The 21,860-nt window shown below is 65.4% G+C and carries 22 protein-coding genes and 2 tRNA genes; 15 read left to right on the top strand and 9 right to left on the bottom strand.

Annotated features, from left to right (window positions below; genetic code table 11):
- Nucleotides 1–35 precede the first annotated feature (35 nt).
- Nucleotides 36–893, bottom strand: a complete 858-nt coding sequence (locus B9C43_RS53105; RefSeq protein ID WP_084434795.1) for an aldo/keto reductase — start codon at nt 891–893, stop codon at nt 36–38.
- Nucleotides 894–1,268: 375 nt separating this feature from the next.
- Nucleotides 1,269–1,676 carry a contact-dependent growth inhibition system immunity protein gene (locus B9C43_RS53100; RefSeq protein ID WP_084434794.1) on the bottom strand — a complete coding sequence of 136 codons (408 nt, stop codon included), beginning with the start codon at nt 1,674–1,676 and terminating at the stop codon, nt 1,269–1,271.
- A 349-nt stretch (nt 1,677–2,025) separates the two neighbouring features.
- On the opposite strand from B9C43_RS53100, the gene B9C43_RS59860 reads away from it, so the two are divergent.
- The 5 genes from B9C43_RS59860 (at nt 2,026) to B9C43_RS53075 (ending at nt 4,036) form a co-directional block, all read left to right on the top strand.
- Nucleotides 2,026–2,157, top strand: coding sequence for a hypothetical protein (locus B9C43_RS59860; RefSeq protein WP_268811641.1), 132 nt, complete (start codon nt 2,026–2,028; stop codon nt 2,155–2,157).
- Between the two features lie 194 nt (nt 2,158–2,351).
- Complete coding sequence (locus tag B9C43_RS53090; protein ID WP_200826121.1) at nt 2,352–2,651, top strand: WhiB family transcriptional regulator; 300 nt, start codon at nt 2,352–2,354, stop codon at nt 2,649–2,651.
- On the top strand, nt 2,648–2,854 hold the full coding sequence (locus B9C43_RS53085; protein WP_084434792.1) for a hypothetical protein: 207 nt from the start codon (nt 2,648–2,650) through the stop codon (nt 2,852–2,854). The genes B9C43_RS53090 and B9C43_RS53085 overlap by 4 nt, the downstream gene beginning before the upstream one ends.
- 66 nt (nt 2,855–2,920) lie before the next feature.
- Complete coding sequence (locus tag B9C43_RS53080) at nt 2,921–3,838, top strand: class I SAM-dependent methyltransferase (RefSeq protein ID WP_051897379.1); 918 nt, start codon at nt 2,921–2,923, stop codon at nt 3,836–3,838.
- A gap of 24 nt (nt 3,839–3,862) precedes the next feature.
- A complete protein-coding gene (locus B9C43_RS53075) occupies nt 3,863–4,036 on the top strand; it encodes a hypothetical protein (RefSeq protein WP_380144540.1) in 174 nt (57 codons plus the stop codon).
- Between the two features lie 5 nt (nt 4,037–4,041).
- Here the strand turns inward: B9C43_RS53075 and B9C43_RS53070 are convergent, their stop codons facing one another.
- From B9C43_RS53070 to B9C43_RS53055, 4 genes are all read right to left on the bottom strand, one after another.
- Nucleotides 4,042–4,392, bottom strand: a complete 351-nt coding sequence (locus tag B9C43_RS53070) for a YciI family protein (protein ID WP_033391699.1) — start codon at nt 4,390–4,392, stop codon at nt 4,042–4,044.
- Between the two features lie 863 nt (nt 4,393–5,255).
- Entirely contained in the window at nt 5,256–6,152 is an 897-nt protein-coding gene (locus tag B9C43_RS53065; RefSeq protein ID WP_084434791.1) for a hypothetical protein, read from the bottom strand.
- 102 nt (nt 6,153–6,254) lie between these two features.
- A complete protein-coding gene (locus B9C43_RS53060; protein WP_407657193.1) occupies nt 6,255–7,601 on the bottom strand; it encodes an ABC1 kinase family protein in 1,347 nt (448 codons plus the stop codon).
- A gap of 5 nt (nt 7,602–7,606) precedes the next feature.
- Nucleotides 7,607–8,440, bottom strand: coding sequence for a ThiF family adenylyltransferase (locus B9C43_RS53055; protein ID WP_235039368.1), 834 nt, complete (start codon nt 8,438–8,440; stop codon nt 7,607–7,609).
- Between B9C43_RS53055 and B9C43_RS59325 the strand changes: the two genes are divergently transcribed.
- Nucleotides 8,441–8,608, top strand: coding sequence for a hypothetical protein (locus B9C43_RS59325; RefSeq protein ID WP_235039367.1), 168 nt, complete (start codon nt 8,441–8,443; stop codon nt 8,606–8,608). It abuts the gene before it with no gap.
- A 123-nt stretch (nt 8,609–8,731) separates the two neighbouring features.
- Nucleotides 8,732–9,262: a M48 metallopeptidase family protein gene (locus tag B9C43_RS53050; RefSeq protein WP_033391706.1), complete on the top strand. Its 531-nt coding sequence runs from the start codon at nt 8,732–8,734 to the stop codon at nt 9,260–9,262.
- Nucleotides 9,263–9,314: 52 nt separating this feature from the next.
- Here the strand turns inward: B9C43_RS53050 and B9C43_RS53045 are convergent, their stop codons facing one another.
- The gene (locus B9C43_RS53045; RefSeq protein ID WP_084434789.1) at nt 9,315–10,607 is read right to left on the bottom strand and encodes a zinc-dependent metalloprotease; all 1,293 of its coding nucleotides are present in this window, start codon (nt 10,605–10,607) and stop codon (nt 9,315–9,317) included.
- Between the two features lie 44 nt (nt 10,608–10,651).
- On the opposite strand from B9C43_RS53045, the gene B9C43_RS53040 reads away from it, so the two are divergent.
- Complete coding sequence (locus tag B9C43_RS53040) at nt 10,652–11,749, top strand: YlbL family protein (protein WP_084434788.1); 1,098 nt, start codon at nt 10,652–10,654, stop codon at nt 11,747–11,749.
- A gap of 57 nt (nt 11,750–11,806) precedes the next feature.
- Here B9C43_RS53040 and B9C43_RS53035 read toward each other — a convergent pair whose 3' ends face one another.
- A complete protein-coding gene (locus B9C43_RS53035; protein WP_084434787.1) occupies nt 11,807–12,322 on the bottom strand; it encodes a PPA1309 family protein in 516 nt (171 codons plus the stop codon).
- A gap of 123 nt (nt 12,323–12,445) precedes the next feature.
- Here B9C43_RS53035 and B9C43_RS53030 point away from each other — a divergent pair, with 123 nt between their 5' ends.
- Nucleotides 12,446–15,466, top strand: a complete 3,021-nt coding sequence (locus tag B9C43_RS53030) for a UPF0182 family protein (RefSeq protein ID WP_033391710.1) — start codon at nt 12,446–12,448, stop codon at nt 15,464–15,466.
- A gap of 107 nt (nt 15,467–15,573) precedes the next feature.
- A tRNA-Met gene (locus B9C43_RS53025) sits at nt 15,574–15,647 on the top strand.
- Between the two features lie 566 nt (nt 15,648–16,213).
- On the opposite strand, the gene B9C43_RS53020 is transcribed toward B9C43_RS53025, so the two are convergent.
- Entirely contained in the window at nt 16,214–17,155 is a 942-nt protein-coding gene (locus B9C43_RS53020; protein ID WP_084434786.1) for a GlxA family transcriptional regulator, read from the bottom strand.
- Nucleotides 17,156–17,271: 116 nt separating this feature from the next.
- On the opposite strand from B9C43_RS53020, the gene B9C43_RS53015 reads away from it, so the two are divergent.
- The 5 genes from B9C43_RS53015 (at nt 17,272) to ftsE (ending at nt 21,838) form a co-directional block, all read left to right on the top strand.
- Nucleotides 17,272–17,345, top strand: a tRNA-Met gene (locus tag B9C43_RS53015).
- A gap of 803 nt (nt 17,346–18,148) precedes the next feature.
- Nucleotides 18,149–19,312 carry a hypothetical protein gene (locus tag B9C43_RS53010; protein WP_033391713.1) on the top strand — a complete coding sequence of 388 codons (1,164 nt, stop codon included), beginning with the start codon at nt 18,149–18,151 and terminating at the stop codon, nt 19,310–19,312.
- Between the two features lie 103 nt (nt 19,313–19,415).
- On the top strand, nt 19,416–19,916 hold the full coding sequence (locus B9C43_RS53005) for a PadR family transcriptional regulator (protein ID WP_033391714.1): 501 nt from the start codon (nt 19,416–19,418) through the stop codon (nt 19,914–19,916).
- A 75-nt stretch (nt 19,917–19,991) separates the two neighbouring features.
- Nucleotides 19,992–21,089 (top strand): peptide chain release factor 2, encoded by a 1,098-nt coding sequence (gene prfB, locus B9C43_RS53000; RefSeq protein WP_051897382.1) that lies wholly within the window; start codon nt 19,992–19,994, stop codon nt 21,087–21,089.
- A 59-nt stretch (nt 21,090–21,148) separates the two neighbouring features.
- The gene (gene ftsE, locus B9C43_RS52995; RefSeq protein ID WP_033391716.1) at nt 21,149–21,838 is read left to right on the top strand and encodes a cell division ATP-binding protein FtsE; all 690 of its coding nucleotides are present in this window, start codon (nt 21,149–21,151) and stop codon (nt 21,836–21,838) included.
- Nucleotides 21,839–21,860: the final 22 nt, after the last annotated feature.

The following is a 21,860-nucleotide window of genomic DNA, read 5'->3' as shown; positions in this document are numbered from 1 at the left end:
GATCAGGTTGAGTTTGGTCGTGATCCCGGCCCTGATCACACCGCCTTTGCCAGGGTTTCGAACTCGTCGTCGGTGAGCTCGACTTCCGCACCGGCCATGTTGTCCTCGAGATGCGCCACTGTGGACGTGCCCGGGATGGGCAGCATCACCGGTGAACGCTTCAGCAGCCAGGCAAGTGCCAGCTGCGAGGGCGTCGCCTTGTGCTGCTCGGCGAACTTGGCCAGCGGGCTGCTTTCCGTGGAGAGCTGGCCGACCGCGAGCGGGTTCCACGGGATGAAGCCGATGTTGTGCGCGGTGGAGTAGTCCAGCAGTTCCTCGGCCGACCGGTTGGCCAGGTTGTAGAGGTTCTGCACGGACACGATCGGCGCGATCTTGTTCGCCGCCTCGACGTCCGCGACGGACACCTCGCTCAGTCCGATGTGCCGGATCTTGCCTTCCGCCTGCAACTCCTTGAGCGCGCCGATCTGGTCGGCCAATGGCACAGCCGGGTCGATGCGGTGCAGCTGGTACAGGTCAATGCGCTCGAGTCCCAGGTGGCGCAGGCTCAGTTCGGCCTGTTGCTTGAGGTACTCGGGCCGGCCGACCGGGATCCACTTGCCCGGGCCCTGCCGGGTGAAGCCGCCCTTCGTCGCGATGACGAGGTCTTCTGGATACGGGTGCAGCGCCTTTTTGATCAACAGCTCGGACACGAACGGCCCGTACGCGTCGGCCGTGTCGATGAAGTTGACGCCGAGCTCGATCGCCCGGCGCAGTACGCGCAACGCCTCGTCGGGATCCTTCGGGTCACCCCAGATACCCGGTCCGGTGATCCGCATGGCCCCGAAGCCAAGGCGGTTGACCGTGAGATCTCCGCCGATCGCGAAGGTCCCCGAGGCTTGAGCCGTCGTGGTCACAGTGTGGTCCTTCCAGTGACGCGGAACTGAACTAAACGACTAGTTCACTTTAGCGCGGACGACGTTCGCAAGCACGTGCTCGAATGGTTGGTCAGTGGCTCGGCTGGCTGCGGGGCGAGCGGTAGCTCGGCTTGACCGCGTGAGTTGCGGCGGGTTTTTGCAGCTTTGTGCTGGGCAATGAGGTGATCCAGTTGGGGATGCCTGAGGCTGTTTGGGCAAGAGGCGTCACTTGGCCGAGTTCTCGCGCGAATGTTTCGGGGCGTTCGCAACCTTGAAGCGTGCGGTGGCGAGACGGTCCAGTTGGCACGAATGCTGGTGAATGCCTGTGAACGCCTCGGTGGGCGCTCGGGTAACGGTCGTCGCCTGGCCGAGTACTCAGGCGAAGTTCTCGATGGCTTTCTCCACCGGCTTCATCGGCGTTGAGAGGTCTTCGTCGAGTTCAAGCATGTGCTTGGCGCGCTTGATGATTTGCCTGATCCGCGCGTGCTGGGCGGGGTTCGCGGTCCAATGGGACTTTGGGACGCCGAGCACTGCCACCAGGAGGTCGCCCGCGTAGTAAGTGGTGTCCTGCAGTGGATCTGACTCCAGGAATTCCAGGGCGAGTGGCGTCAGCGCGCTGACGCCTTCCTGCTGGCCGAGCAGGATTCGGATGTCGCCGGCTTCGAGGTCGCCGATCGGCTTGCGCCGCAGGTCATGCACTGTCCTGATCAGACTGGTCGCGTCGGCTGGGGCTGGGCCCCATACGTCGTTCTCGAGCTGATCGAGCGAAAGTTCCTTGTCCAATTGGGTCGCCCTGTGGTTGCGTAGCTGGCGCGGTGGACTGCCTGTGACCGCTACGCAACAGTAAATGCCCTGGTTGGCGGTCTATGTCGCCCGATCGGGCGGCAGTGTGACCGGCGTCACGGGATTCTGTCAAAAACCTGTTGCGGGGACACCAGTACCACCAATAACCTGCAGTAGCCGGGTCGAGAAGGCCCGAAGATTTTCGAAGTCTCCGGCGGAGACGACGGTCGAGAAGGGGGGCGAGTCAACGGTGAAGAACTACGCACTCATCTGTGACGCTCCCGGCCTCCTGTCGTTTCCAGGCTCCTCCGCGCATGCCAAATGGCAGCCGACTGAGCAGCTGACCGCCGTGAGGAACCGGGGCGGCGTCATGGTCGCGCCCAAGCCGATCTCGATCCAGGGGACCAGTGTGCGCACGGTCCGAACTGGCGATTTCCCGTACTTCCCTGTCCGCGCAGGAGCGCAGAAGGACCTGACCTAGGTCAGGAACCCTCAAGGCTCACGAAGGCCGCGGACCCGGAATCGGATCCGCGGCCTTCGTGTTTTTTGTTGTCCCACAAAGAAAACCAGCACACCACAGATAAATGACAGGAGCTCCACCTCATGTCTCCGATCGCTGTCCCTCGTGCTGAGGACAGATCACCTGACAACCCCATCGACCTGGCGGAGGCGGGAATGACCGGCCTGCTCGACGCTGCACCCCTGGCAGGGCTCGACTTGCCTTGCCGTTCAGCCACCAACCCAGACCTCTGGTTCGCAGAGGCACCTGCCGACCTCGAGAAGGCGAAGGCGCTTTGCGGAAGCTGCCCCGTCCGGGCCGAGTGCCTGGCCGGAGCGGTCGCACGGCACGAGCCGTGGGGCGTCTGGGGTGGCGAGATCTTCGAGCGCGGTGTCGTGATCGCGCGGAAGAGGCCGCGTGGCCGTCCGCGTAAGGACGCAACTGTCGCGGCGAGCGCGCAGGGGGCAGCGGCATGACCCCGATCACCGAATACACAGCCATCCCCAAGGGAGTCACCACGATGTTGCTTTACGAAGATCTCGCGAGATCTCGAATGCGCGAGGCGGAACAGGCAGCGAGCAAGCTGCGACTGGTCCGCCGTTTGACCGCCGCGAAGCGGTGGAACCGGGTGTCGAAGTGGGCAGCCAAGCACGCTGACCGCGCGTCATCCTCGCTCTAACCAAGCGAACCTGCCGACGGGTGCTCGTCTTCGGACGAGCACCCGTCTTTTGGTTAAGTAGACGGCATGGGCGTGCACACTCACGACGACTTCGACTGGACCGCACGGCTCGCCGACCTGCGACGCCGCGACGCCATTGCCGCACAGGCGTACCGCAGCACAGCCGATCGCCTGGTCACCATGCTGAAACCAGGAGCCACCGTCATCGACATCGGTTCCGGTGCGGGCGGTATGGCCGCGCAACTTGGCCTCGCCCTACGAGCGAACGGCGGTGGGCGGCTCGTGCTGGTCGACGCCGTCGAAGAACTTCTCGACGCCGCAACCGATCACGTCCACGCCGCATTGTCCGGTCCAGGTGCGACAGTCAAAGTGGACACCGTGCTCGGCGACGCCGCCAGCGACGAACTCGGCACCCAGGTGCCAGCCGCCGAGCTGGTATGGGCTGCCGCGGTCGTGCATCACTTGCGTGACCAGCAGCAGGGCGTCAACCGGCTGGCCGGCCTGCTCGCCCCGGGCGGCTGGCTCGCGCTGGCCGAAGGCGGGCTCGGAACCCAATGCCTGCCTTGGGATCTGGGCGTCGGCGAGCCAGGGCTCATCGACCGGCTGACCGCCGGTGCCAAAGCATGGTTCGCTCAGATGCGCGCGGACATCCCCGGTTCCGTGCGGCTCCCAGTCGGCTGGACCCGATCCCTTGTGGACGCTGGACTGACCGGCGTCACCTCCTTCAGTTACTTGATCGACCACCCCGCACCGGTTTCCGACGAAGTGCGCGCGGCAGTGGTGAAATGGCTGGCGTTCATGGCCGAGGTCGGTGCCGACCGGTTGGCCGAGGACGACCGGACCGCGCTCGCGCGTCTGCTCGATCCGGCCGACCCCGCGTTCGTCGGCGCCCGCGACGACCTGTTCTACCTGGCCTCAGGCACGGTCAACCTGGGCAGGCGAGAGCCCGGTGGGCCTGCGGCGCATTCACCCGCGTCCCACTGAGCGGGCATGCTCTATGTTCTCCGGGTGAGTGAAGCGACGTGCTCCCGGTGTGGCAGATCGAAGTCGTCCGCCACACCGATGGAGGCTCTGGCTTGGGTTTCCGAGCGATCCAAAGACCGCCTGACCTGGCTGTGCCCGGCGTGCGCCCGGGCACACGTGCGGGACATCGAAGGCAAGCTGCCCGAGGAGTACTGGTGATCGGCTTAGCAGTGCCCCCAGTACATCGGCCGGACCTCGATCGGTAGCCCGATCACTTTCGCGACTTTGCGCCCCCACTCCAGCGCAGCGTCCAGGTCGGGCGCCTGGATGACGGTGAACCCGCCGATGTGCTCCTTCCCTTCGATGAACGGCCCATCAGTGACGAGCGTGTCGCCGTCCTTGTGGTGCAACACCGTCGCCGTTCCCGGCGGGTGCAACCCGCCGGCGAACACCCAGGCACCGGCATCCCTCAGCTCCTGGTTGAGCGCGTCCAGCTCCCGCATGATCGGATCGAGCACCTCAGGCGGTGGGGGATCGCCGTCGGGCTGGTAGATGGTCAACATGTACTGCTGCATGGCTCGTCCTCCTTGAATCGGACTTCACCCCCTACACGAACGCTTGCCCTCCGGATCGACACACGCGCCCGACAAGTTTTGTCTTCGTATGGGGTCTCCGCCAGCTCAGCTCGGTGCTGGGGTCTGTCTGGCTCGGCGAGGAATGCTTGAGATTGGTCCGGGGCGGACGGAGAGGTGTTCACTGGTGCGCTCCTGGGAGAGGTCTGGTCGGTTGGCCTGCCTGAGGACAGTGTTGGTGGCTGGTGTTGTGTTGGTGCGTAAGGCGCTTCGCGCTTAGTCGTCTCACTCGGGAGGTTCTCAAGAGGAATTAGTCCGGTGGGATCTGTGGCGATCCCGGCGCAAGAGGTCCAGGCGGGTTAGCCGGGTCTGGCGGAAGGGCTTGGTTCGGGCAGAGCTTTGCGGCTTTCCAGTGGAAGGGGTTGCCTTGACGGCCGGGACGAGCGCCAGTCAGGCCGGGCGGGAAGCTTGCCGCGATGTTGGGACCAGCAGCGGGCCAGATCGGGCGGGAACTGCATCCGGTGCTCAGACCAGCGCTGCCGACAACACCTCTGTTCGCCAGGGGCTGCGGGCTGAATGTGGGGATTCAGGAGGTTGTGCCGCTGCTTCCGGGCGATCTTCGACCTCGGGTTGCGGGCAATGGTGGTCGGCATGCGCTTGGCTTCATCGGTGGCTCCCGGGCATAGGGGTGACGGTCCGAGGTTGAGGTGGGTTCGGGTCGAGGTGATGGCTGGGCTTGAGAGGAGGGGTTGGGCTTCAGATACCGGTTGGGAGTTGAGGTGGGTTGGGGGATGGCGGTGGGGAAAGTTGATGTGGGTTGGGGCGAGGTCATGGTGGGGTTTGAAGTGGGCGGGTCGTTGTTGAGGTCATGTCAGTGCGTGTACGGGTGGGCGGGGGCGGCTGGCTGCTTTGAGATAGGCGTGGGCTAGGGCGAGGACGATGGCGTCGATATTGCTGCGCAACTCGGCGACTGTGGTGCGGACGAAGATCAGGCCCGCCTTTGTGAATGCCTCCTCTCGTCGGCGGATGCATCGGTCGCGTTGGTTGCCGAAATCCCAGGCGAGGCCCACGCTGTCCCACCATGCGTCGGCGATGCCAATGGCTTGTCCGGTCGCGGTGTGGATTGGGACGTCCCATTCCGGTGCGGGCAAGGGGGCCTCTCTGATCACGCGTTTGGCCCAGCCTTGGTGGACTGTGCTTGTCAGCGGTGGGGTCAATACTTCGTGCAGAAGCTCTCGCAGCGCTGCGGTGCCGCGTTGGGCGCCGCCGTCGATCTCGGCGCGGACTTGTTCGATTGTGCAGAGGCCTGCGTCGATTGGCGCGAAAAGCAATGCCCGTCTCTCCGACGGGTCTCGGATACGGCGTGCGGCGTCCACTGCTGCGCGATGTGGTGGGGCGAAGGCGAGTCCTTTGATGATCCGGGCTCGTGGCATTCGGGATGTGCGTTCCACGCGCACGTATTCACGGGAGGACAAACGGCGGGTTCCGGGCACGAGCATGTGCACTTCGTCGGTATCGAACGCGTGCAAGCCATGTGCCCGGAGGGATTCGATGCCGGTGATCAGCGCGTCGTCCCCGGCGTAGAGGACGGCGGCTTTCACCCGTTGTCGTCTGGTCGGCGGACCGCTTTTCAACAACAGCACTCCGGGCAGGAGTTGCTGCCATGGACCATCCGGACGGCAGCGCAGGGCGACGGAGTAGTTGGAGTGGCCCGCGGCCATCAATGTGCTGCGGCGGACTACTGATTCGGCGTTTTCGGTCATGCTTCGATCTTGCGGATCTGGGCTTGGGTCGGAAAGGGCGCCGGGTTCAGCTGTGGATAACTCCGCTGGGGCTATGGTCGATTCGTTCTGGTTTTCTCCAGGTCAGGCCTTGAAACCGGGTTGCCACTCTTCGACGATCTCGCGCACCGGCAACTCCGCGTCCAGCTGGCAGAGGATCCCGGTCGTGCCCGCCAGCACCCGGTGGATCAGCAGGTACTGCGGCGGCAGGTTCAGCGACCGCCCCGTGCGGAAGTCCTGCCCACCGAGGTCACCGACCCGCTCGGCCTGCGCCTGCATCCACTGCCTGGTGAAGTGGAACCGCTCGGTCAGCAGCGGCTCGATGAACGGCGCCAGGTAGGCGTGCACGTGCTCGGCGGGTACCTGCGTGCCCGGACGTACGAAACCCTCCTCGCGGAGGGTCTCGTACAGGCTCTTGGAGTCCCCTTCCATGGCGAACCGCATCAGCCGCCCCAACGGCTCCGGCGTCCCGCCCGGCAACCGGGCCACCCCGCCGAAGTCGATCACGCACATCCGGCCGTCATCGGCGAGCATGAAGTTGCCCGGGTGCGGATCGGCGTGCAGCATCCCGGCCCGTGCGGGCGCCGAGTAGTGGAACAACGCCAGCAGATAGCCGGCGTGGTCACGGTCCTCCATGACCCCCTCGCGGATGATCCGCGCGAGCGGGATGCCGTCCACCCATTCACTGACCAGCACTTTCGGTGCGCTGGCGACGACCTTGGGGACGATGAAGTTCTCGTCGCCGTCGAACGCCGCCGCGACCCTGCGCTGGTTGTCCGCTTCCTGCCGGTAGTCCAGCTCCTCGGTCATCCGCGCAGTCAGCTCGGCCAACAACGGCTTGATCTCGGTCCCCGGCACCAAGGCCTGAAACAATCGGCTAAACCGGGAAAGCTGCCGCAAATCGGACATCAATGCCTCGTCGGCACCGGGATATTGCACTTTCACCGCGACCGGGCGTCCGTCGTGCCAAATTCCGCGATGCACCTGGCCGATACTCGCCGAGGCCGCTGGGGTGTCGTCGAATTCCGCGAACCTGGACCGCCACGACCGGCCCAACTGCTCGGCGAGCATCCGGTGCGTTGCCCGTGCGCTCATCGGCGGCGCCGCCGCCTGCAGCTTGGTGAGCGCCTCCCGGTACGGCGCCGCCATGTCGTCCGGCACCGCCGCCTCGAACACCGACAGGGCCTGGCCGAACTTCATGGCACCGCCCTTGAGCTGGCCCAACACCGCGAACAGCTGCTCGGCGGTCTTGGCCGACACCTGGGCGCTCACCTCGGCAGCGTCCTGCCCGGCAAGTCGTTTCCCCCAGCCACCGACCACCCGGCCGGCGACCCCCAACGGGAGGCTGGCGAGCCGTGCCGTTCTGGCGACGGCCTTGCGCGGCATCTCGTTCACTAGGTGATTCTCCCCTGTAGAACGCCCATCTCGCAGCTATTTCACTGACGGGCGCCACACGAACAGAACACATGTGGCGGCCACGGCCGCTGTTCCAACTTGCCATGGAACGGATCAAGCTCGATGGTCCCATTCCAAATCGGTGGCCGTGTACCGCCGACGGACAGCCATTCCAGCGCACGCATCGCCTGCTCAGCGCCCAATGCAGCGGTCGCGTGCGCGCATGTGAGGTCGGCATGCTGCCGTTGGCCGACCAACTGTGCCGCGACCGCGGGCCACTCGTGGTCGAGATCGGCTCGGTGCAAGTCAGCGCAGCCAAGACAGCTGCTGCGCCCTGGCACCACGAACGGTCCGACGATCCCGATGCCCTCACGGACCCGCACGCTCAGGTGCGGCACGGACCGCGACAGCAGACTCGTCACGAACTCCGGCGTCGGGACTGCGGCGTCGGTCAACACCACCAGATCCGGGTCGGTCACGCGCGCGGAAGGCAGCCGCGAACGCGCCACGTCGGCCCGCGGTTTGCCGATGTCCTCATCTCGATACCCGCAGCCGGTGTCCTCGGCCTCGACGACACCGTCCGCGTCCAGCTCGACCGCGCCGATACCCGCGGTCACGAGCAACTGGGCCACGGCCAGGCCGAGCCGCCCTGAGCCGTGCACGAGAACGGACGATTTCGTTCTGGTGGCGGCCAATTGGCCCGGTTGGTTGCCTGTCCGCAACGACCACGTCGTCGCGTCCGGGGCGAGCCGCGCCGGCATCGCGGTCTCGGTGACGTCTTCGATCAGGCCGAGCTCGTGCAGCTCGCTCAGCAACCCGGACAGCGTCGGCCGATCGTCCGGCGGCGCTTTGTCCAGCAACTGTCTGGTACGCACGTGACCGTCCAGATTCTGAATACTCTCCGCAACCGTTTTGGTTACTCCGCCGATCACCACTGCGTGCCGTGGATCGAGTCCGAGCTGGATTTCGTCGTCGCCGCGACGCAGTACCGGCAGGCCCGTGAGCACTTTCGGCCGGCGTGGCAGCGACCTTCCGCCATGTGACATACCTCAAGGCTGGCAAGGGATCCACGACATGCCAAACCTTTGTCCACAGGGGGCTGTGGGTAGAAGGTCACCCTCCTGGCAGTCTCCCAAATTGTCGGTGGGTGGTCGTACGGTTGTCGCGTGGCCGAACCAGTCGTCGAAGTACGTCGCAGTAAGCGGCGTACTCGGACAGTGACCGCGTATCGGGAGGGCGATGCTCTGATCGTCCTCCTGCCTGCGCGGATGTCTAAGAGAGAAGAAGCGCATTGGGTCGCCGAGATGCAACGTCGCCTACTGCGTAGCGAGTCCCGTCGCCGCTCCCCGGCGCGGACGTCGGACAGCGCGCTGCTCGCCAGGTGTGCGGAGCTCTCATCGCGACATTTGAACGGCGAAGCCGTACCACTGAGTGTTCGTTGGGTGCCACCAATGCGGACGCGTTGGGCATCCTGCACGCCCGTTGACCGGACCATTCGCGTCAGCGAGCGTCTGAGGGAGGTGCCGTCGTGGGTCCTGGACTACGTGCTGGTGCACGAACTCGCGCACCTGCTTGTGCCAGGTCATGACCACGAGTTCTGGGGCCTTGTGCAGCGTTATCCCAAGACAGAGCGGGCCATCGGCTATCTCGAGGGCCTTGCCGCTGCCGCGGGTTCGGGGCCGATGCTCGAGGACTAGGGGCTGAACGAGCTGGGGGTCGTCCCGCGCGCGGGACGACCCCCAGCTCGTATCAGGACTCGTCTTCGTCCTTCTTCTTCTCAGTCCGTTCCAGCTCGGCGATCGGGTCCATGTCCGAGGTCGCGCCGACCCGGTCGGCGAAGTCCAGCGGCTCGTCCAGATCGGCGGCGGTGGGTACCAGGTCCGGGTGCGCCCAGACGCCGTCACGCTTCTCGATGCCGTGCTTCTCACCGACAATCAGCCACAACGACGCGGCGGCACGCAGCTTGCGGGGCCGCAGTTCCAGGCCGACCAGCGTGGCGAACGTCTGCTCGGCGGGACCGCCGGAAGCACGGCGCCTGCGCAGCGTCTCGCGCAACGCGTTGGCGCCGGGCAGCCGGTCGCCGACGGCGTCCGCGACCACGACGTCCACCCAGCCTTCGACCAGCGCGAGCAAGGTCTCCAGCCGCGCCAAGGCGGCCTGCTGTTCCGGCGTGGTCTGCGGCTCGAGCATGCCGGACTGCATGGCCTGCTCGATCGACTGCGGGTTGGCCGGGTCGACCTGCGACGCCAGCTGCTCCAAGGCCGAGGTGTCCACCGTGATACCGCTGGCGAACTCCTCGACAGTCGCCAGCAGACGCTGCCGCAGCCACGGGACGTGCGCGAACAGGCGCTGGTGCGCGGCCTCACGGGCGGCGAGGAACACGAGAACCTCGCTGGCCGGCCGCTCGAGGCCTTCGCTGAACTTCGAGATGTTCGCGGGCAACAGCGCGCCCGTCGCCTCGGGGCCGAGCGGCAGACCGATGTCGGTCGACGTCAAAACCTCGGCGCCGAGCTGCGCCAACGCGTTGCCCAGCTGCGATCCGAACGCCATCCCGCCCATCTGGCCGACCATGGACAGCAGCGGACCGGCCGCTTCCTTGGCCTCGGCAGGCAACGCCTCCACCCAGGCTCCGGACATCCGCCGGGCCACCGGGTCACACAGCCGCTGCCAGGTCGGCAGGGTCTTCTCCACCCAGTCCTTCGCGGTCCACGACTTGGTCGACGTGGCACCCGCGGGCAGGATCGTCGCGGCGTCCAGCCACACCTCCGCCAGCCGTGCCGCGTCGGCGACCGCCTCCGGCGACTCCGCACCGGCGGGTTCGGTCTCCGCGAGCCGCTGCATCGCGATCTGTTTCGCCAGGTCGTAGTTGACCGGGCCGGTGGACGACCCCGCCTGGCTCAGCATCTGGCCGAGCTGGCTCAGCATCTGACCGAGCTGGTCGAACGGATTCTCCTGCCCGCCGCCCTGGCCTTGGCCGGACGGGTTCTTCTTGCCTTTGTCATCGGGCTCCGGCAGGTTGAAGCCGAAGGGGAGGTCGTTCATACCTCCACGGTACGCGGGGTGTCGTAGTCGTAGGCTGTTGCCTCGTGAGTACTCCCAGCAAAGAGGCGACGCCTGAGACCGACGCAGCCGCGGAGAAGCGGGCGCGGGATGAACGCTGGCAGATCTCCCGGCGCGGCTGGACGGTTTTACTGAGTTTCCTGATCGTGATCACGCTGGGTCTGGTGGGTGCGTTCGTGCCCGTTCCGTTCGTCGCGCTCGGCCCGGGACCCACGTATGACACGCTCGGCGCGGTCGAGAACACGCAGATCGTGCAGGTCGACGGGACGCAGACGTATTCCACGACCGGCCAGCTGCGAATGACGACTGTGTCGCTCAAGCGTGAGGTCACGCTGTTCAGCGCGTTCGGCCTGTGGGTGAGCGGGCGGTACGCGCTCGCGCCTCGCGAGGAGTACATCAAGCCTGGTCAGACCGAGGACGAGGTTCAGCAGCAAAACGTGAAACTTTTTCAGGATTCGCAGAGTGACGCCGAGGTGGCGGCCATGCGGTTCCTGAAGCACCCGGTGAAGGTCGTGGTCAGCGAGGTCACCGCGGGCGCGCCCGCGGACCGCGTGATCGAGCCAGGGGACCGGCTGCTGCGGGTCAACGGCAAGCAGATCGTCCAGCAGGAAGACGTCGTCGCCGCGGTCGAGTCGACCAAGCCTGGCCAGACGATCGAGGTCGTGCTGCAGCGCAACGGCCAGGAGCGAACCGTCTCGGTGACGCTGGGTTCCGCGCCCGACCGGCAGCAGGGCTACATGGGCATCCGCGGCGTCGACCGCGCCGACGTGCCGTTCAAGACCACGATCCACCTGCAGGACGTCGGCGGCCCGTCGGCCGGCCTGATCTTCTCGCTGGCGATCATCGACCGGCTCACCCCCGACGACCTGGCCGGTGGCCAGCCGATCGCCGGTACCGGGGAGATCGACGTGAAGGGCAACGTCGGCCCGATCGGCGGCATCGGCTTCAAGCTGGTCGCGGCGGCCGAGGACGGCGCGAAGACGTTCCTGGTGCCCGCGGCGAACTGCGCCGAGGCCAAGGCAGACCCGCCGCCCGGCCTGCAGCTGATCAAGGTCGACAACCTGGCCGGAGCCGTACAGGCACTGGAGGACCGCAAGGCCGGACGCCCGGTTCCAGGCTGCTGAAAGAGACCGTGAGTGTTCTGGCCGGTTAGAACCGGCCGGAACACCCACGAGGGTTGATCAGGTGAAAGTCGCGCGCAGGGCCGCTGTCAGGTTGGGCGCCAGGTCGGGGCCTTTCAGCAGGTCATCGTGGTCACGAAGGCGCATGACGCACGCCTCGCCGCCGTCTCGCAGGACGGCGGCTACCAGGCGGGCTTCCTGGCGCTGCGGGTGCTCGGCCGCCAGTTGACGCAGTTTCTCCTCGTCCTGGTCGGAGGCGTTCATCTGCGCCTCGGCCTCTGGCGGGAGTACGACGATCTCCTGGACCAATGCGCATCCGCGCACGGCGTCCGGCCACATGATCCCGGCGAGCGCCGCGCCTAGGTCACCATCTGGCAACGAATCCTGGGCGATCGGAGTCAGTGCCGATCCGGCATCGAGCTGACCGGCCAGCTCCGGCTGCATGCGCAGCAGTTCGGCCGTCGGGACCAGGGCGAACAGCTGGACAGGCTGGTCCCAGCCCGCCGCGGCCACGAACTGCTCGACCTCTTCGGCGAGCGCGGGCAAGGCATCAGAGTTGCTCGACACGGCGGTCATCGTCGCATTCCAGCGGCCGGTGACGGGAACCGGAACACCGTCCGTAGAGTTGGACATCTAGGACAGCTGTTTCCCAGCACGGCTGTCGGCCAGACTCAAGATCGCTATTCAGGAGCGTGTCCAGTGGCCTCTCGGCCCTCGATCGGCTTGCCGAAGCTGTCTCGCCGCAGCCGCATCCTGCTGACCATCGCGGCGGTGATCGTCTTTCTGCTCATCGTCGGCGCGCGGCTGATCGACACCTATGTCGACTGGCTGTGGTTCGGCGAGGTCGGTTTCCGGTCTGTGTTCACCACACAGATCCTCACCAGGATCGGGTTGTTCTTCAGCGTCGCCATCTTCGTCGGCGGACTGCTGGCGATCAGCTTGATCATCGCCTATCGCACCCGTCCGGTGTTCGTACCGGTGTCCGGCACGGAAGATCCGCTCGCCAGATACCGCTCGACCATCGTGCAGCGGGTCCGCCTGTTCGGCATCGGCCTGCCGGTCATCGTCGGCCTGTTCTCCGGATGGGCCGCGCAGGGTGACTGGCAGCGGGTGCAGCTGCTGTTCAACGCCGTCCCGTTCGGCAAGACCGATCCGGAATTCGGCATCGACATCGGCTTCTACGCCTTCAAACTGCCGTTCTACGAGTGGCTGATCAGCTGGTTCTACGTGGCCCTCGTGATCGCGTTCATCGGCGCGGTGGTCGTCCACTACATCTTCGGCGGCATCCGGCTCGCCGGTCGCGGCGGTCAGCTCTCCGGCCCGGCCAGGGTGCACCTCTCCACCGTCGCGGGCCTGTTCGTGCTGGTCTACGCGGTCGACTACTTCTTCGACCGGTATGAGCTGCTGTACTCCAGCCGCAACGAGACCTTCACCGGTGCCACGTACACCGACCTCAACGCGGTGATGCCGGCCAAGCTGATCCTGATGGCGATCGCGATCTTCTGCGCCATCGCGTTCTTCGTCGGCGCGTTCCTGCGCAACCTGCAGCTCCCGGCGATCGCGCTGGTCCTGCTCGTACTGTCCGGCCTGCTGGTCGGCACGGCGTGGCCGGCGATCCTCGACCAGTTCTCGGTCAAGCCGAACGCCAACGAGAAGGAAGCCAAGTCGATCGAACGAAATCTGGCGGCCACCAAGGAGGCCTTCGGGCTGACCGACGACAAGGTCAAGATCGAGGACTATCCGAAGGCGGGTGCGACCGAGCCGTCCGCGGCCCTGATCCGCAACGACGCGGGCACCATCCCGAACGTCCGGCTGCTCGACCCGGCCATCCTGTCGCCGACGTTCACCCAGCGCGAGGCCAGGGCCAACTTCTACGGCTTCCCGGACAAGCTGGACGTCGACCGGTACAACGTCAACGGCAAGGTCCAGGACTACGTCGTGGCGGTCCGCGAGATCAAGACCTCGGGCCTGACCGAGCAGCAGAACTCGTGGATCAACCGGCACATGGTCTACACGCACGGCAACGGCTTCGTGGCCGCGCCCGCGAACACGATCGACCGCGCGCCCACCCCGGTCGGCGGTACGGCGTCGACCAGTGCGAGCCAGCAAGGTGGCTATCCCGTGTTCACGGTCAGCGACCTGAACGCGATCAACTCCAAAGCCAAGATGGACATCCCGGTCACCGAACCGCGGATCTACTACGGCGAGCTGGCCACCACGTACGCGATCGTCGGCGGAACCCCAGGTGAGGCGCAGGGTGAGTACGACTCGCCAGGCGACAGCAAGTACCTGTACAAGGGCGCCGGTGGTGTCCCGATCGACGGCCTGTTCAACCGGCTGGTGTTCGCCGCCTACGAAGGCGAGCGGAACATCCTGTTCAACACCGCCATCAGCGAAGGCTCGAAGATCATGTACAACCGTGACCCGCGCGAGCGGGTCCGGAAGGCAGCGCCTTGGCTGACGGTGGACACCGACCCGTACCCCGCGGTCGTGGATGGCCGGATCCAGTGGATCGTCGACGGCTACACCACGTTGGACAACTACCCGTACTCGCAGTCCACCTCGCTGGGCCAGGTCACCACCGACTCGCTCGCCGGTGTGCCGCGTCAGCAGGACCGCAGGATCGGGTACATCCGTAACTCGGTGAAAGCCACCGTCGACGCGTACGACGGAACGGTGACGCTGTACGGCATCGACGAGAACGACCCGGTGCTCAAGGCCTGGTCCGGTGTCTTCCCCGGCACGGTGAAGCCGGCTTCGTCCGTCCCGCAGTCGCTCAGGGAACACTTCCGGTACCCGGAAGACCTGTTCAAGGTCCAGCGTGACCTGCTGGCGAAATACCACGTGACCACGCCGCAGGAGTTCTACTCGACGCTGACCTTCTGGGACGTGCCCTCCGACCCGACCAAGGAAGGCGGCGAGACCGGGACCGCGGCCAAGCAGCCGCCGTACTACGTCCTCGCCCAAGCGCCAGGGCAGGCCAGGCCGTCATTCCAGGTGACAAGCGCACTCACCGCGTTCAGGCAGCAATTCCTGGCCGCATGGGTATCGGTGTCCTCGGAACCGGACGACTACGGGCAATTCAGGGTGCTGCGACTACCGACACAAGGTGACGTGACACCCGGTCCGAACCAGGTCCAGAACCAAATGCGGACAACGGACAAATTCACCCAGGAAAGAACGCTGTTCCAGAACACGGGTGTCGACGTGCAATACGGAAACCTGCTGACCCTCCCAGTCGGCGGCGGACTGATCTACGTCGAACCGGTCTACCTGAAACAGAAAGACATCAACGCCTTCCCCCAGCTCGCCCGAGTACTGGTGGCATACAAGAACAGGGTCGGATTCGCCGCGACACTCTCCGAAGCACTCGACCAGGTCTTCGGTGCGGGCAGCGGATCCTCGACAACCCAACCCGGGCAAGGCGGAGGCACCACGCCGCCGACAACATCGGGACCGCCAGGAACATCGACACCCGCACCGCCGGCAGTCGGCGGCGTATCACCTGAGCTCAACCAAGCCATCGCCGACGTGAACACGGCAGTGGCCAAGGTCAGGTCCGCGGAACAAACCGGTGGCCTGGCAGAACTCGGGAAAGCCATCGAAGAACTCGACGCCGCGCTGAAGAAGTACGAACAAGCCAAAGCAGCGGCACCGCCACCGACGTCGGCGTCACCCAGCGCGCCGCCATCAACGCCAACGCCCCAAGGCGGCGGCTGACAGGTGACGAAAAACACCAAAAACGGCTCCGACTAAGGCGGTAAGACACCAAAGAGCCACCCGATTTGCTCCACCCCGCAACGGCCAAGTAAGCTAAAAGCAACCAACGCGGGGTGGAGCAGCTCGGTAGCTCGCTGGGCTCATAACCCAGAGGTCGCAGGTTCAAATCCTGTCCCCGCTACTCGGCCGGGCGGCCCTTGCTCAGTTGCTTTGCAACTTCGCAGGGGCCGCTTCGCTTTATTTTGGGGGGCCGAGCCCCCCCATGCCCCCCACGGTGCGTGTTTCTTCTGACCCAGCGCTGGGCACGTTTTGCTTGGACCAACAGTGCTGGGGGGTTGCGCTTGGGCCAACAGTGCTGGGGGCGTTGCGCTTGGGCCAACAGTGCTGGGGGCGTTGCGCTTGGGCTAACGTGCGCGGCTTTGCCGCGCGCGTGGTTGTGGTGTGGCGAGGGGATCGTTGGCAAATCTGGTTGTCCACAGCTCTTGCGCAGCCGGCTGTTGATCATGCCTCGGCGATAGACTGGCCTGGGGACGCCCCCCGGGAGTGGTGGGGGATGCCTAGGGATGTTTCGGGGGTGTCTGGGCTCGTTAGGCGGCTTTTGCGGTGGTGCGGCGGTGATCCGCCTGCGGGAAGCGGCCTACGGCAGTGGCGATACGGATCGCCGCCGTCCTTTATGGCGCGTTAGTGCAGGGTGGTGCGTCGTGCTCACTTCCTCTTGGGGCCTCTCTGGTGACAAAGGACGTCTCCTTAGAACCTGCGGCGGTATTCGGCGGGGGAGACGCCTAGGGCGCGGATGAAGGCTCGGCGCATGGTCTCTGGGGTGCCGTAGCCGCAGTCGCGGGCGATGCGGCTGATTCCGGCCGTTGTGTCTTCGAGGAGGCGGCGGGCGGCTTCGAGACGGACTCGGTCGACATAGCGGCCGGGCGTCATGCCTGTTTCCGCTGTGAAGACTCGGGCGAACTGCCTCGGTGACAGATTGGCTCGTTCTGCCAACGCCTCCACCGACAGTTTCGAGCCCGGGTGGTCGATGATCCATTGCTGGACTTCGCGCAACGGTTGGCGTTCGGCGGCTTGCAGCGTCAACGGTGCGCTGAACTGGGTTTGGTTTCCGGGCCTTCGCAAGTACATCACCAGATGCCTGGCGATGATCAACGCGCACTCGCGGCCGAGGTCCTCCTCCACCAACGCCAACGCCAGATCGATGCCGCTGGTCACGCCCGCGGAAGTCGAGATCTTCCCGTCCCGCACGAAAATCGGCTCCGGATCCACCTCGACGTCCGGGTGCTGACGGGCCAGCAACTCACAGGCCGACCAATGCGTTGTCACGCGGCGGCCTGACAGCAGTCCCGCCTCGGCGAGCAGGAACACGCCGCTGCACACCGACACCACTCGTTCCGCCTTCATGGCGTGCTCACGGAACCACTCCACCAACTCGGGTTGGCCGTCCAACGTCCCGTATCCGCCGGGAACGATGAGAGTGTGTGGTTGCGGTGCCGCGTGCAGGTCTATGTCGGGTGTGATCCGCAGCCCGCTCGAGCTACGGATCACGCCACCCCCAACCGAGGCGGTGATCACCTCGTACACGTTTCGGCCCGCGTAGCGCGCTGCTCCGGTGAAAACCTCGAGCGGACCCGTCACGTCGAGGCTCTGGATCCCGTCGAACAAGGGGATGAGCACGAGCTTCGACATGCCCTCATCGTGCTCAAACCCGCAGGTGACCGCAATGACGAAGACCCCACCTTTCCTGTCACGGACCCCCGGTGAAAACGGCTCGACAGCGCCATGTAGAGTTCTAAACACAACGACGCGGGGTGGAGCAGCTCGGTAGCTCGCTGGGCTCATAACCCAGAGGTCGCAGGTTCAAATCCTGTCCCCGCTACGCGAGTAGGCGAGCCATGGTCGGTGCTGAGGCACCTTCCATGGCTCGCTTCGTTTTGTTTTGGGGGGCCGAGCCCCCCATGCCCCCCACGGTGCGTGTTCCTTCTGAACCAGCGCTGGGGGCGTTTCGGTTGGACCAACGGACTCAGCGCGGGAGCGTTGCGCTTGGGCTAACGGACTCAGCGCTGGGTGCTTTGCGCTCGGACCAGCGGGCGGCTTGGGGTGCGGTTGGGTAGGACAGTTCGTTGTAGAGGGTGGGGGTTCCATTGTGACCGGTGGGGTTCTCCGGTCGCGTCGGACGAACGGGAATGCAAGCGGGGCAATCGCTTTGCGTTGGGCTGCTGTTGTGCGGGTTCGCCGTCTGTGCCATTCGGCTCTACATAAGGATTGTGTGTCGCGCTGGTTGACGGGTCGTGGGCCGAGGGGTGTCGCGGTTTGGTTGGGGGACAGTGCGTTTCGTTTGGGGTGGCGGGAAACCGTTGTCGACGGGGGACTCTGGTATACCGGAGTGGCCATTCGCGACGGTGGGCGCTTCGAGCTTGTTCACAGTTGGGCGCGGGCACTTCGTTCACGTGACGGAGGAAGTCGGGACCGCCCGCTGAACCGGGTCATGTCAACCTCCTCAAGTCGGGTAGTTCACCGGACGCGTGCAATCGACAGTGCCGCGTGAAATTTCTTGGATGTCCACTGTGGAGCTTGTGACTTCTGATACATGCCGTGACGATCCGGACGCGCTGCGCTACCGCGAGTGGATCACGCTGCGGCTATTCGTGGCCGGTCGGAGCCCGATGATGACCGCTGACCGTGGATCAGCTGCCGACCGGCGCGCCGACTGTGTTCGCCGAGTGGTTGAACTGGCACACTGGGCACATGGAGCTCGTGCCGCCCTCACCGGAGATGGAGGCCTTGTTTTCCCGGCAGGAGGCTGAGTATGAGCGCCTGGTCCGGGCAAGCTCGTTGCCGTTGCTCGGCATGGCCGAACCCGCACCACAGCCGCGCTTACTCGGCGAAGCTGAGATCAACGACGGCATCGTCGAAAGTGTCGGGCTTGCCTACGGCGACCTGATGCGGCCAAGCGGACCGCTTGTGCAGGTGCACACCGCGCGCTGGTCGCAGAACAGGCCCAGCCCGCCGGATCTCCGGTACTTCTTGGAGAACTTGCTGGACAGCATGGGTGATGACAGTCCGGTGGAAGGTGATCCGGTGCCCGCGCACGTGGTCGTGAACGGCACGCCGCGGCCGGCTTCGTTGCTGCACACCAGACGCAAGCTGTGGGCAGCGCGTTGCTGGCACCAGGATTCCGACGTCATCGTCGTGGCTCGGGAGTGGGAACTGGCCGCGACGCATCTTGTCGCGGTACCCAGCATCGAGTCGTTCCTTCGCGGGCGTAGGGAATACCTGCACGATCTGCGGACGAACCCGCCGACGATGCCGATCATCGACCGGCCGTTCGACGTGGCCACAGCGCATCGGTCGCTCATCGACGCGACGCTCGCGCGCAGCCGTCAGCTGGAAGCCGCGGCGCGCCAAGGGCGGCCGCCGCGGCTGCGCGCCAACGCCCGTAAGCACGGCGAACTCTGGGAAGCGGCCGTACGGGCGCAGATGCATCTGGCCGATCAGTCCAGACAGGACGCTAACGAGGCCGTGACCATTCTGGTGAACCAGTTGGGCCGTTTGCAGGAGAAGGCAGCCTGGTTCGCCGACAAGCGGCTGCGCGACGCCGCCGTGACCGAGACTCTGTTGTACTGGACCGGGATGCGGCTCGAACTTCTCTCCAAGCCCGCGCAGGAGAGCTGGCGGACGGTGTGGGCGTCGCAACGTTCCTGGATGCCGGACCCGTTCGCCCATCAGGAAAGAAGTTCTTCGCAGCACGATGATTCGTTGCGGCGCTGGCATGCCGAGCTGATGACAGGTCAGGACGAATGGCTTCGTGCCTGGTCGGAGTGGGTGCAACGGAAAAGCTACTGAGCCAATCGGGTGTACTTGCGACATCCGGGTGACGGTATAGCCATTGTGGACAGATGCCGGGGCCATTGTGGACAGCGAGCGAAATTCATGGCACGGTGGTTAGGTGTCTGAATTGAACGCAACAGCCGCGGCTCTGCTCGGCTTGCTCCATGACGGCCCGAAGACGGGTGGCCAGCTGGTCGCGGTGGCCCGTGAGCGCTTTGGCGCGTTCTTCAGCGTCACGCGCAGCCAGGTATACCGCGAGCTTCCCGCACTGGCCGACGGCGGCCTTGTCCGCCTTGGCAAGCAGGGCCCGCGCTCCAGCCAGCAGTACCTGATCACGGCCGCAGGCAAGAAGGCCTTCAAGACCTGGCTTGCCTCCGAGCCTGGTCCAGACCACCTGCGCAGCCCGCTGATCCTCCGCCTTGTGCACGCCAGCAACCTGACCGCGAAGCAGCGCACCGCGTTGGTCGACTCCGCCCGGCAGGCGTACAACGCCGAGCTGGAAGAGGCCCGCAACTCGGTCAAGAACACTGACGACAGCTACGCGAAGGCGATCGGCGAGTTCGCGGTGGCCCGTGCCAGGGCGGCGCTGAAACTGCTCGACGCGGTCCCGAAAGACTGAATAACGAAAGCCGGTCGGCGCGAAACAGCCGACCGGCAACGCACCGGCACGCGGTCTGACGTAACCTTCTTGGCCGTGAACCCGGACGTCGCAGCAGACCTGAATGATCTCTCCGCCACGTTGAAGAGCATCGAGGCGGTGACGGATCTCGATGCGCTGCGCGCTCAGGTGACCGAGCTGGAGCAGCAGGCCGCGCGCCCCGATCTCTGGGACGACCCGGAGAAGGGGCAGCAGGTGACCAGCCAGCTCTCCCACAAGCAGGGTGAGCTCCGCCGGGTGTCTGAGCTGCGGCAACGCCTCGACGACCTGCCCGTGCTCTACGAGCTGGCTGAAGACGAAGGCGACGCGGGCAGTCTCGCCGAGGCGGACGCCGAGCGCGAAAAGCTGCGCACGGACATCTCCTCGCTCGAAGTCCGGACCTTGCTGTCCGGCGAATATGACGAACGTGACGCGCTGGTCACGATCCGTTCCGAAGCGGGCGGCGTGGACGCCGCGGACTTCGCCGAGATGCTCCTGCGGATGTACATGCGGTGGGCGGAGCGGCACGGCTATCAGATCGACGTCTACGACACGTCCTACGCCGAAGAAGCCGGTATCAAGTCCGCGACCTTCAAAGTCTCGGCGCCTTTCGCCTACGGCACCCTTTCGGTCGAACAGGGAACCCACCGGCTGGTGCGGATCTCACCGTTCGACAACCAGGGCCGCAGGCAGACGTCTTTCGCCGGTGTCGAGGTCGTCCCGGTCGTCGAGCAGTCCGACCACGTCGACATCGACGAGAAGGACCTGCGCATCGACGTGTACCGGTCGTCCGGTCCAGGTGGTCAGGGCGTGAACACGACCGACTCCGCGGTACGCATCACACACATACCGACGGGAATCGTCGTTTCGTGTCAGAACGAACGCTCTCAGTTGCAGAACAAGGCCTCGGCGATGGCCGTTCTGCAGGCGAAGCTGCTGGAGCGCCAGCGCCAGCAAGAGCAGGCCAAGATGGACGAGCTCAAGGGCGACGGCGGCTCTAGCTGGGGAAACCAGATGCGTTCGTACGTTCTGCACCCGTATCAGATGGTCAAGGATCTGCGCACCGAGTACGAAGTGGGGAATCCCTCCGCTGTTCTGGACGGCGATATCGACGGATTCCTGGAGGCCGGAATTCGGTGGCGACGCACTAACTGAGAGTGCTAAACCATCCCTTGGCAACGGGCCGATAACGGTCGTGGGTAGACTCCGCGACCGTGATCCGGCTTGAACATGTTTCCAAGAGCTACAAGACGTCGACGCGTCCCGCGTTGGATGACGTCTCGGTGGACATGGACAAGGGGGAGTTCGTCTTCCTGATCGGCCCGTCCGGTTCGGGAAAGTCCACCTTCCTTCGCCTGTTGCTGCGTGAGGAAGTGCCCACCAAGGGCAAGCTGTACGTCAACAACTTCGACATCACCAGGATGTCGCGGCGCCGGATACCCCGGCTGCGGCAGTCCATCGGGTGCGTGTTCCAGGACTTCCGCTTGTTGGTCAACAAGACCGTCGCGGAGAACGTGGCGTTCGCGCTGGAAGTGATCGGCAAGCCCACGCACACCATCCGCAAGGTGGTGCCCGAGGTGCTTGAGCTGGTCGGTCTGGACGGCAAGGCCAACCGCATGCCCAACGAGCTGTCCGGTGGTGAACAGCAGCGTGTGGCGATCGCGCGTGCGTTCGTCAACCGGCCGATGATGCTGCTGGCCGACGAGCCGACCGGAAACCTGGACCCCGACACCAGCCAGGACATCATGCTGCTGCTCGAGCGGATCAACCGCACGGGCACGACCGTCCTGATGGCCACGCACGACCATTCCATCGTGGACTCGATGCGGCGCAGAGTCGTCGAGCTCGCGTTCGGCAGGGTCATCCGCGACGACGCCCGAGGCGTCTACGGCGTGGGCCGCTAAGCCGAGAAGTAATCCCCCGACC

Source organism: Kibdelosporangium aridum (assembly GCF_900176515.1).
Classification (GTDB): domain Bacteria; phylum Actinomycetota; class Actinomycetes; order Mycobacteriales; family Pseudonocardiaceae; genus Kibdelosporangium; species Kibdelosporangium aridum.
Note: the sequence above shows the minus strand (reverse complement) of the source record. Positions and strands in the feature narration are given on the sequence as shown.

What these genes read in the sequence shown, in the direction of transcription:
- B9C43_RS53045 (WP_084434789.1), bottom strand. Translation starts at nt 10,607, where the DNA reads ATGAACGACCTCCCCTTCGGCTTCAACCTGCCGGAGCCCGATGACAAA.
- B9C43_RS53035 (WP_084434787.1), bottom strand. Translation starts at nt 12,322, where the DNA reads ATGACCGCCGTGTCGAGCAACTCTGATGCCTTGCCCGCGCTCGCCGAA.
- B9C43_RS53070 (WP_033391699.1), bottom strand. Translation starts at nt 4,392, where the DNA reads ATGCAGCAGTACATGTTGACCATCTACCAGCCCGACGGCGATCCCCCA.
- B9C43_RS53065 (WP_084434791.1), bottom strand. Translation starts at nt 6,152, where the DNA reads ATGACCGAAAACGCCGAATCAGTAGTCCGCCGCAGCACATTGATGGCC.
- B9C43_RS53020 (WP_084434786.1), bottom strand. Translation starts at nt 17,155, where the DNA reads ATGTCGAAGCTCGTGCTCATCCCCTTGTTCGACGGGATCCAGAGCCTC.
- B9C43_RS53090 (WP_200826121.1), top strand. Translation starts at nt 2,352, where the DNA reads ATGACCGGCCTGCTCGACGCTGCACCCCTGGCAGGGCTCGACTTGCCT.
- B9C43_RS53085 (WP_084434792.1), top strand. Translation starts at nt 2,648, where the DNA reads ATGACCCCGATCACCGAATACACAGCCATCCCCAAGGGAGTCACCACG.
- B9C43_RS53080 (WP_051897379.1), top strand. Translation starts at nt 2,921, where the DNA reads ATGGGCGTGCACACTCACGACGACTTCGACTGGACCGCACGGCTCGCC.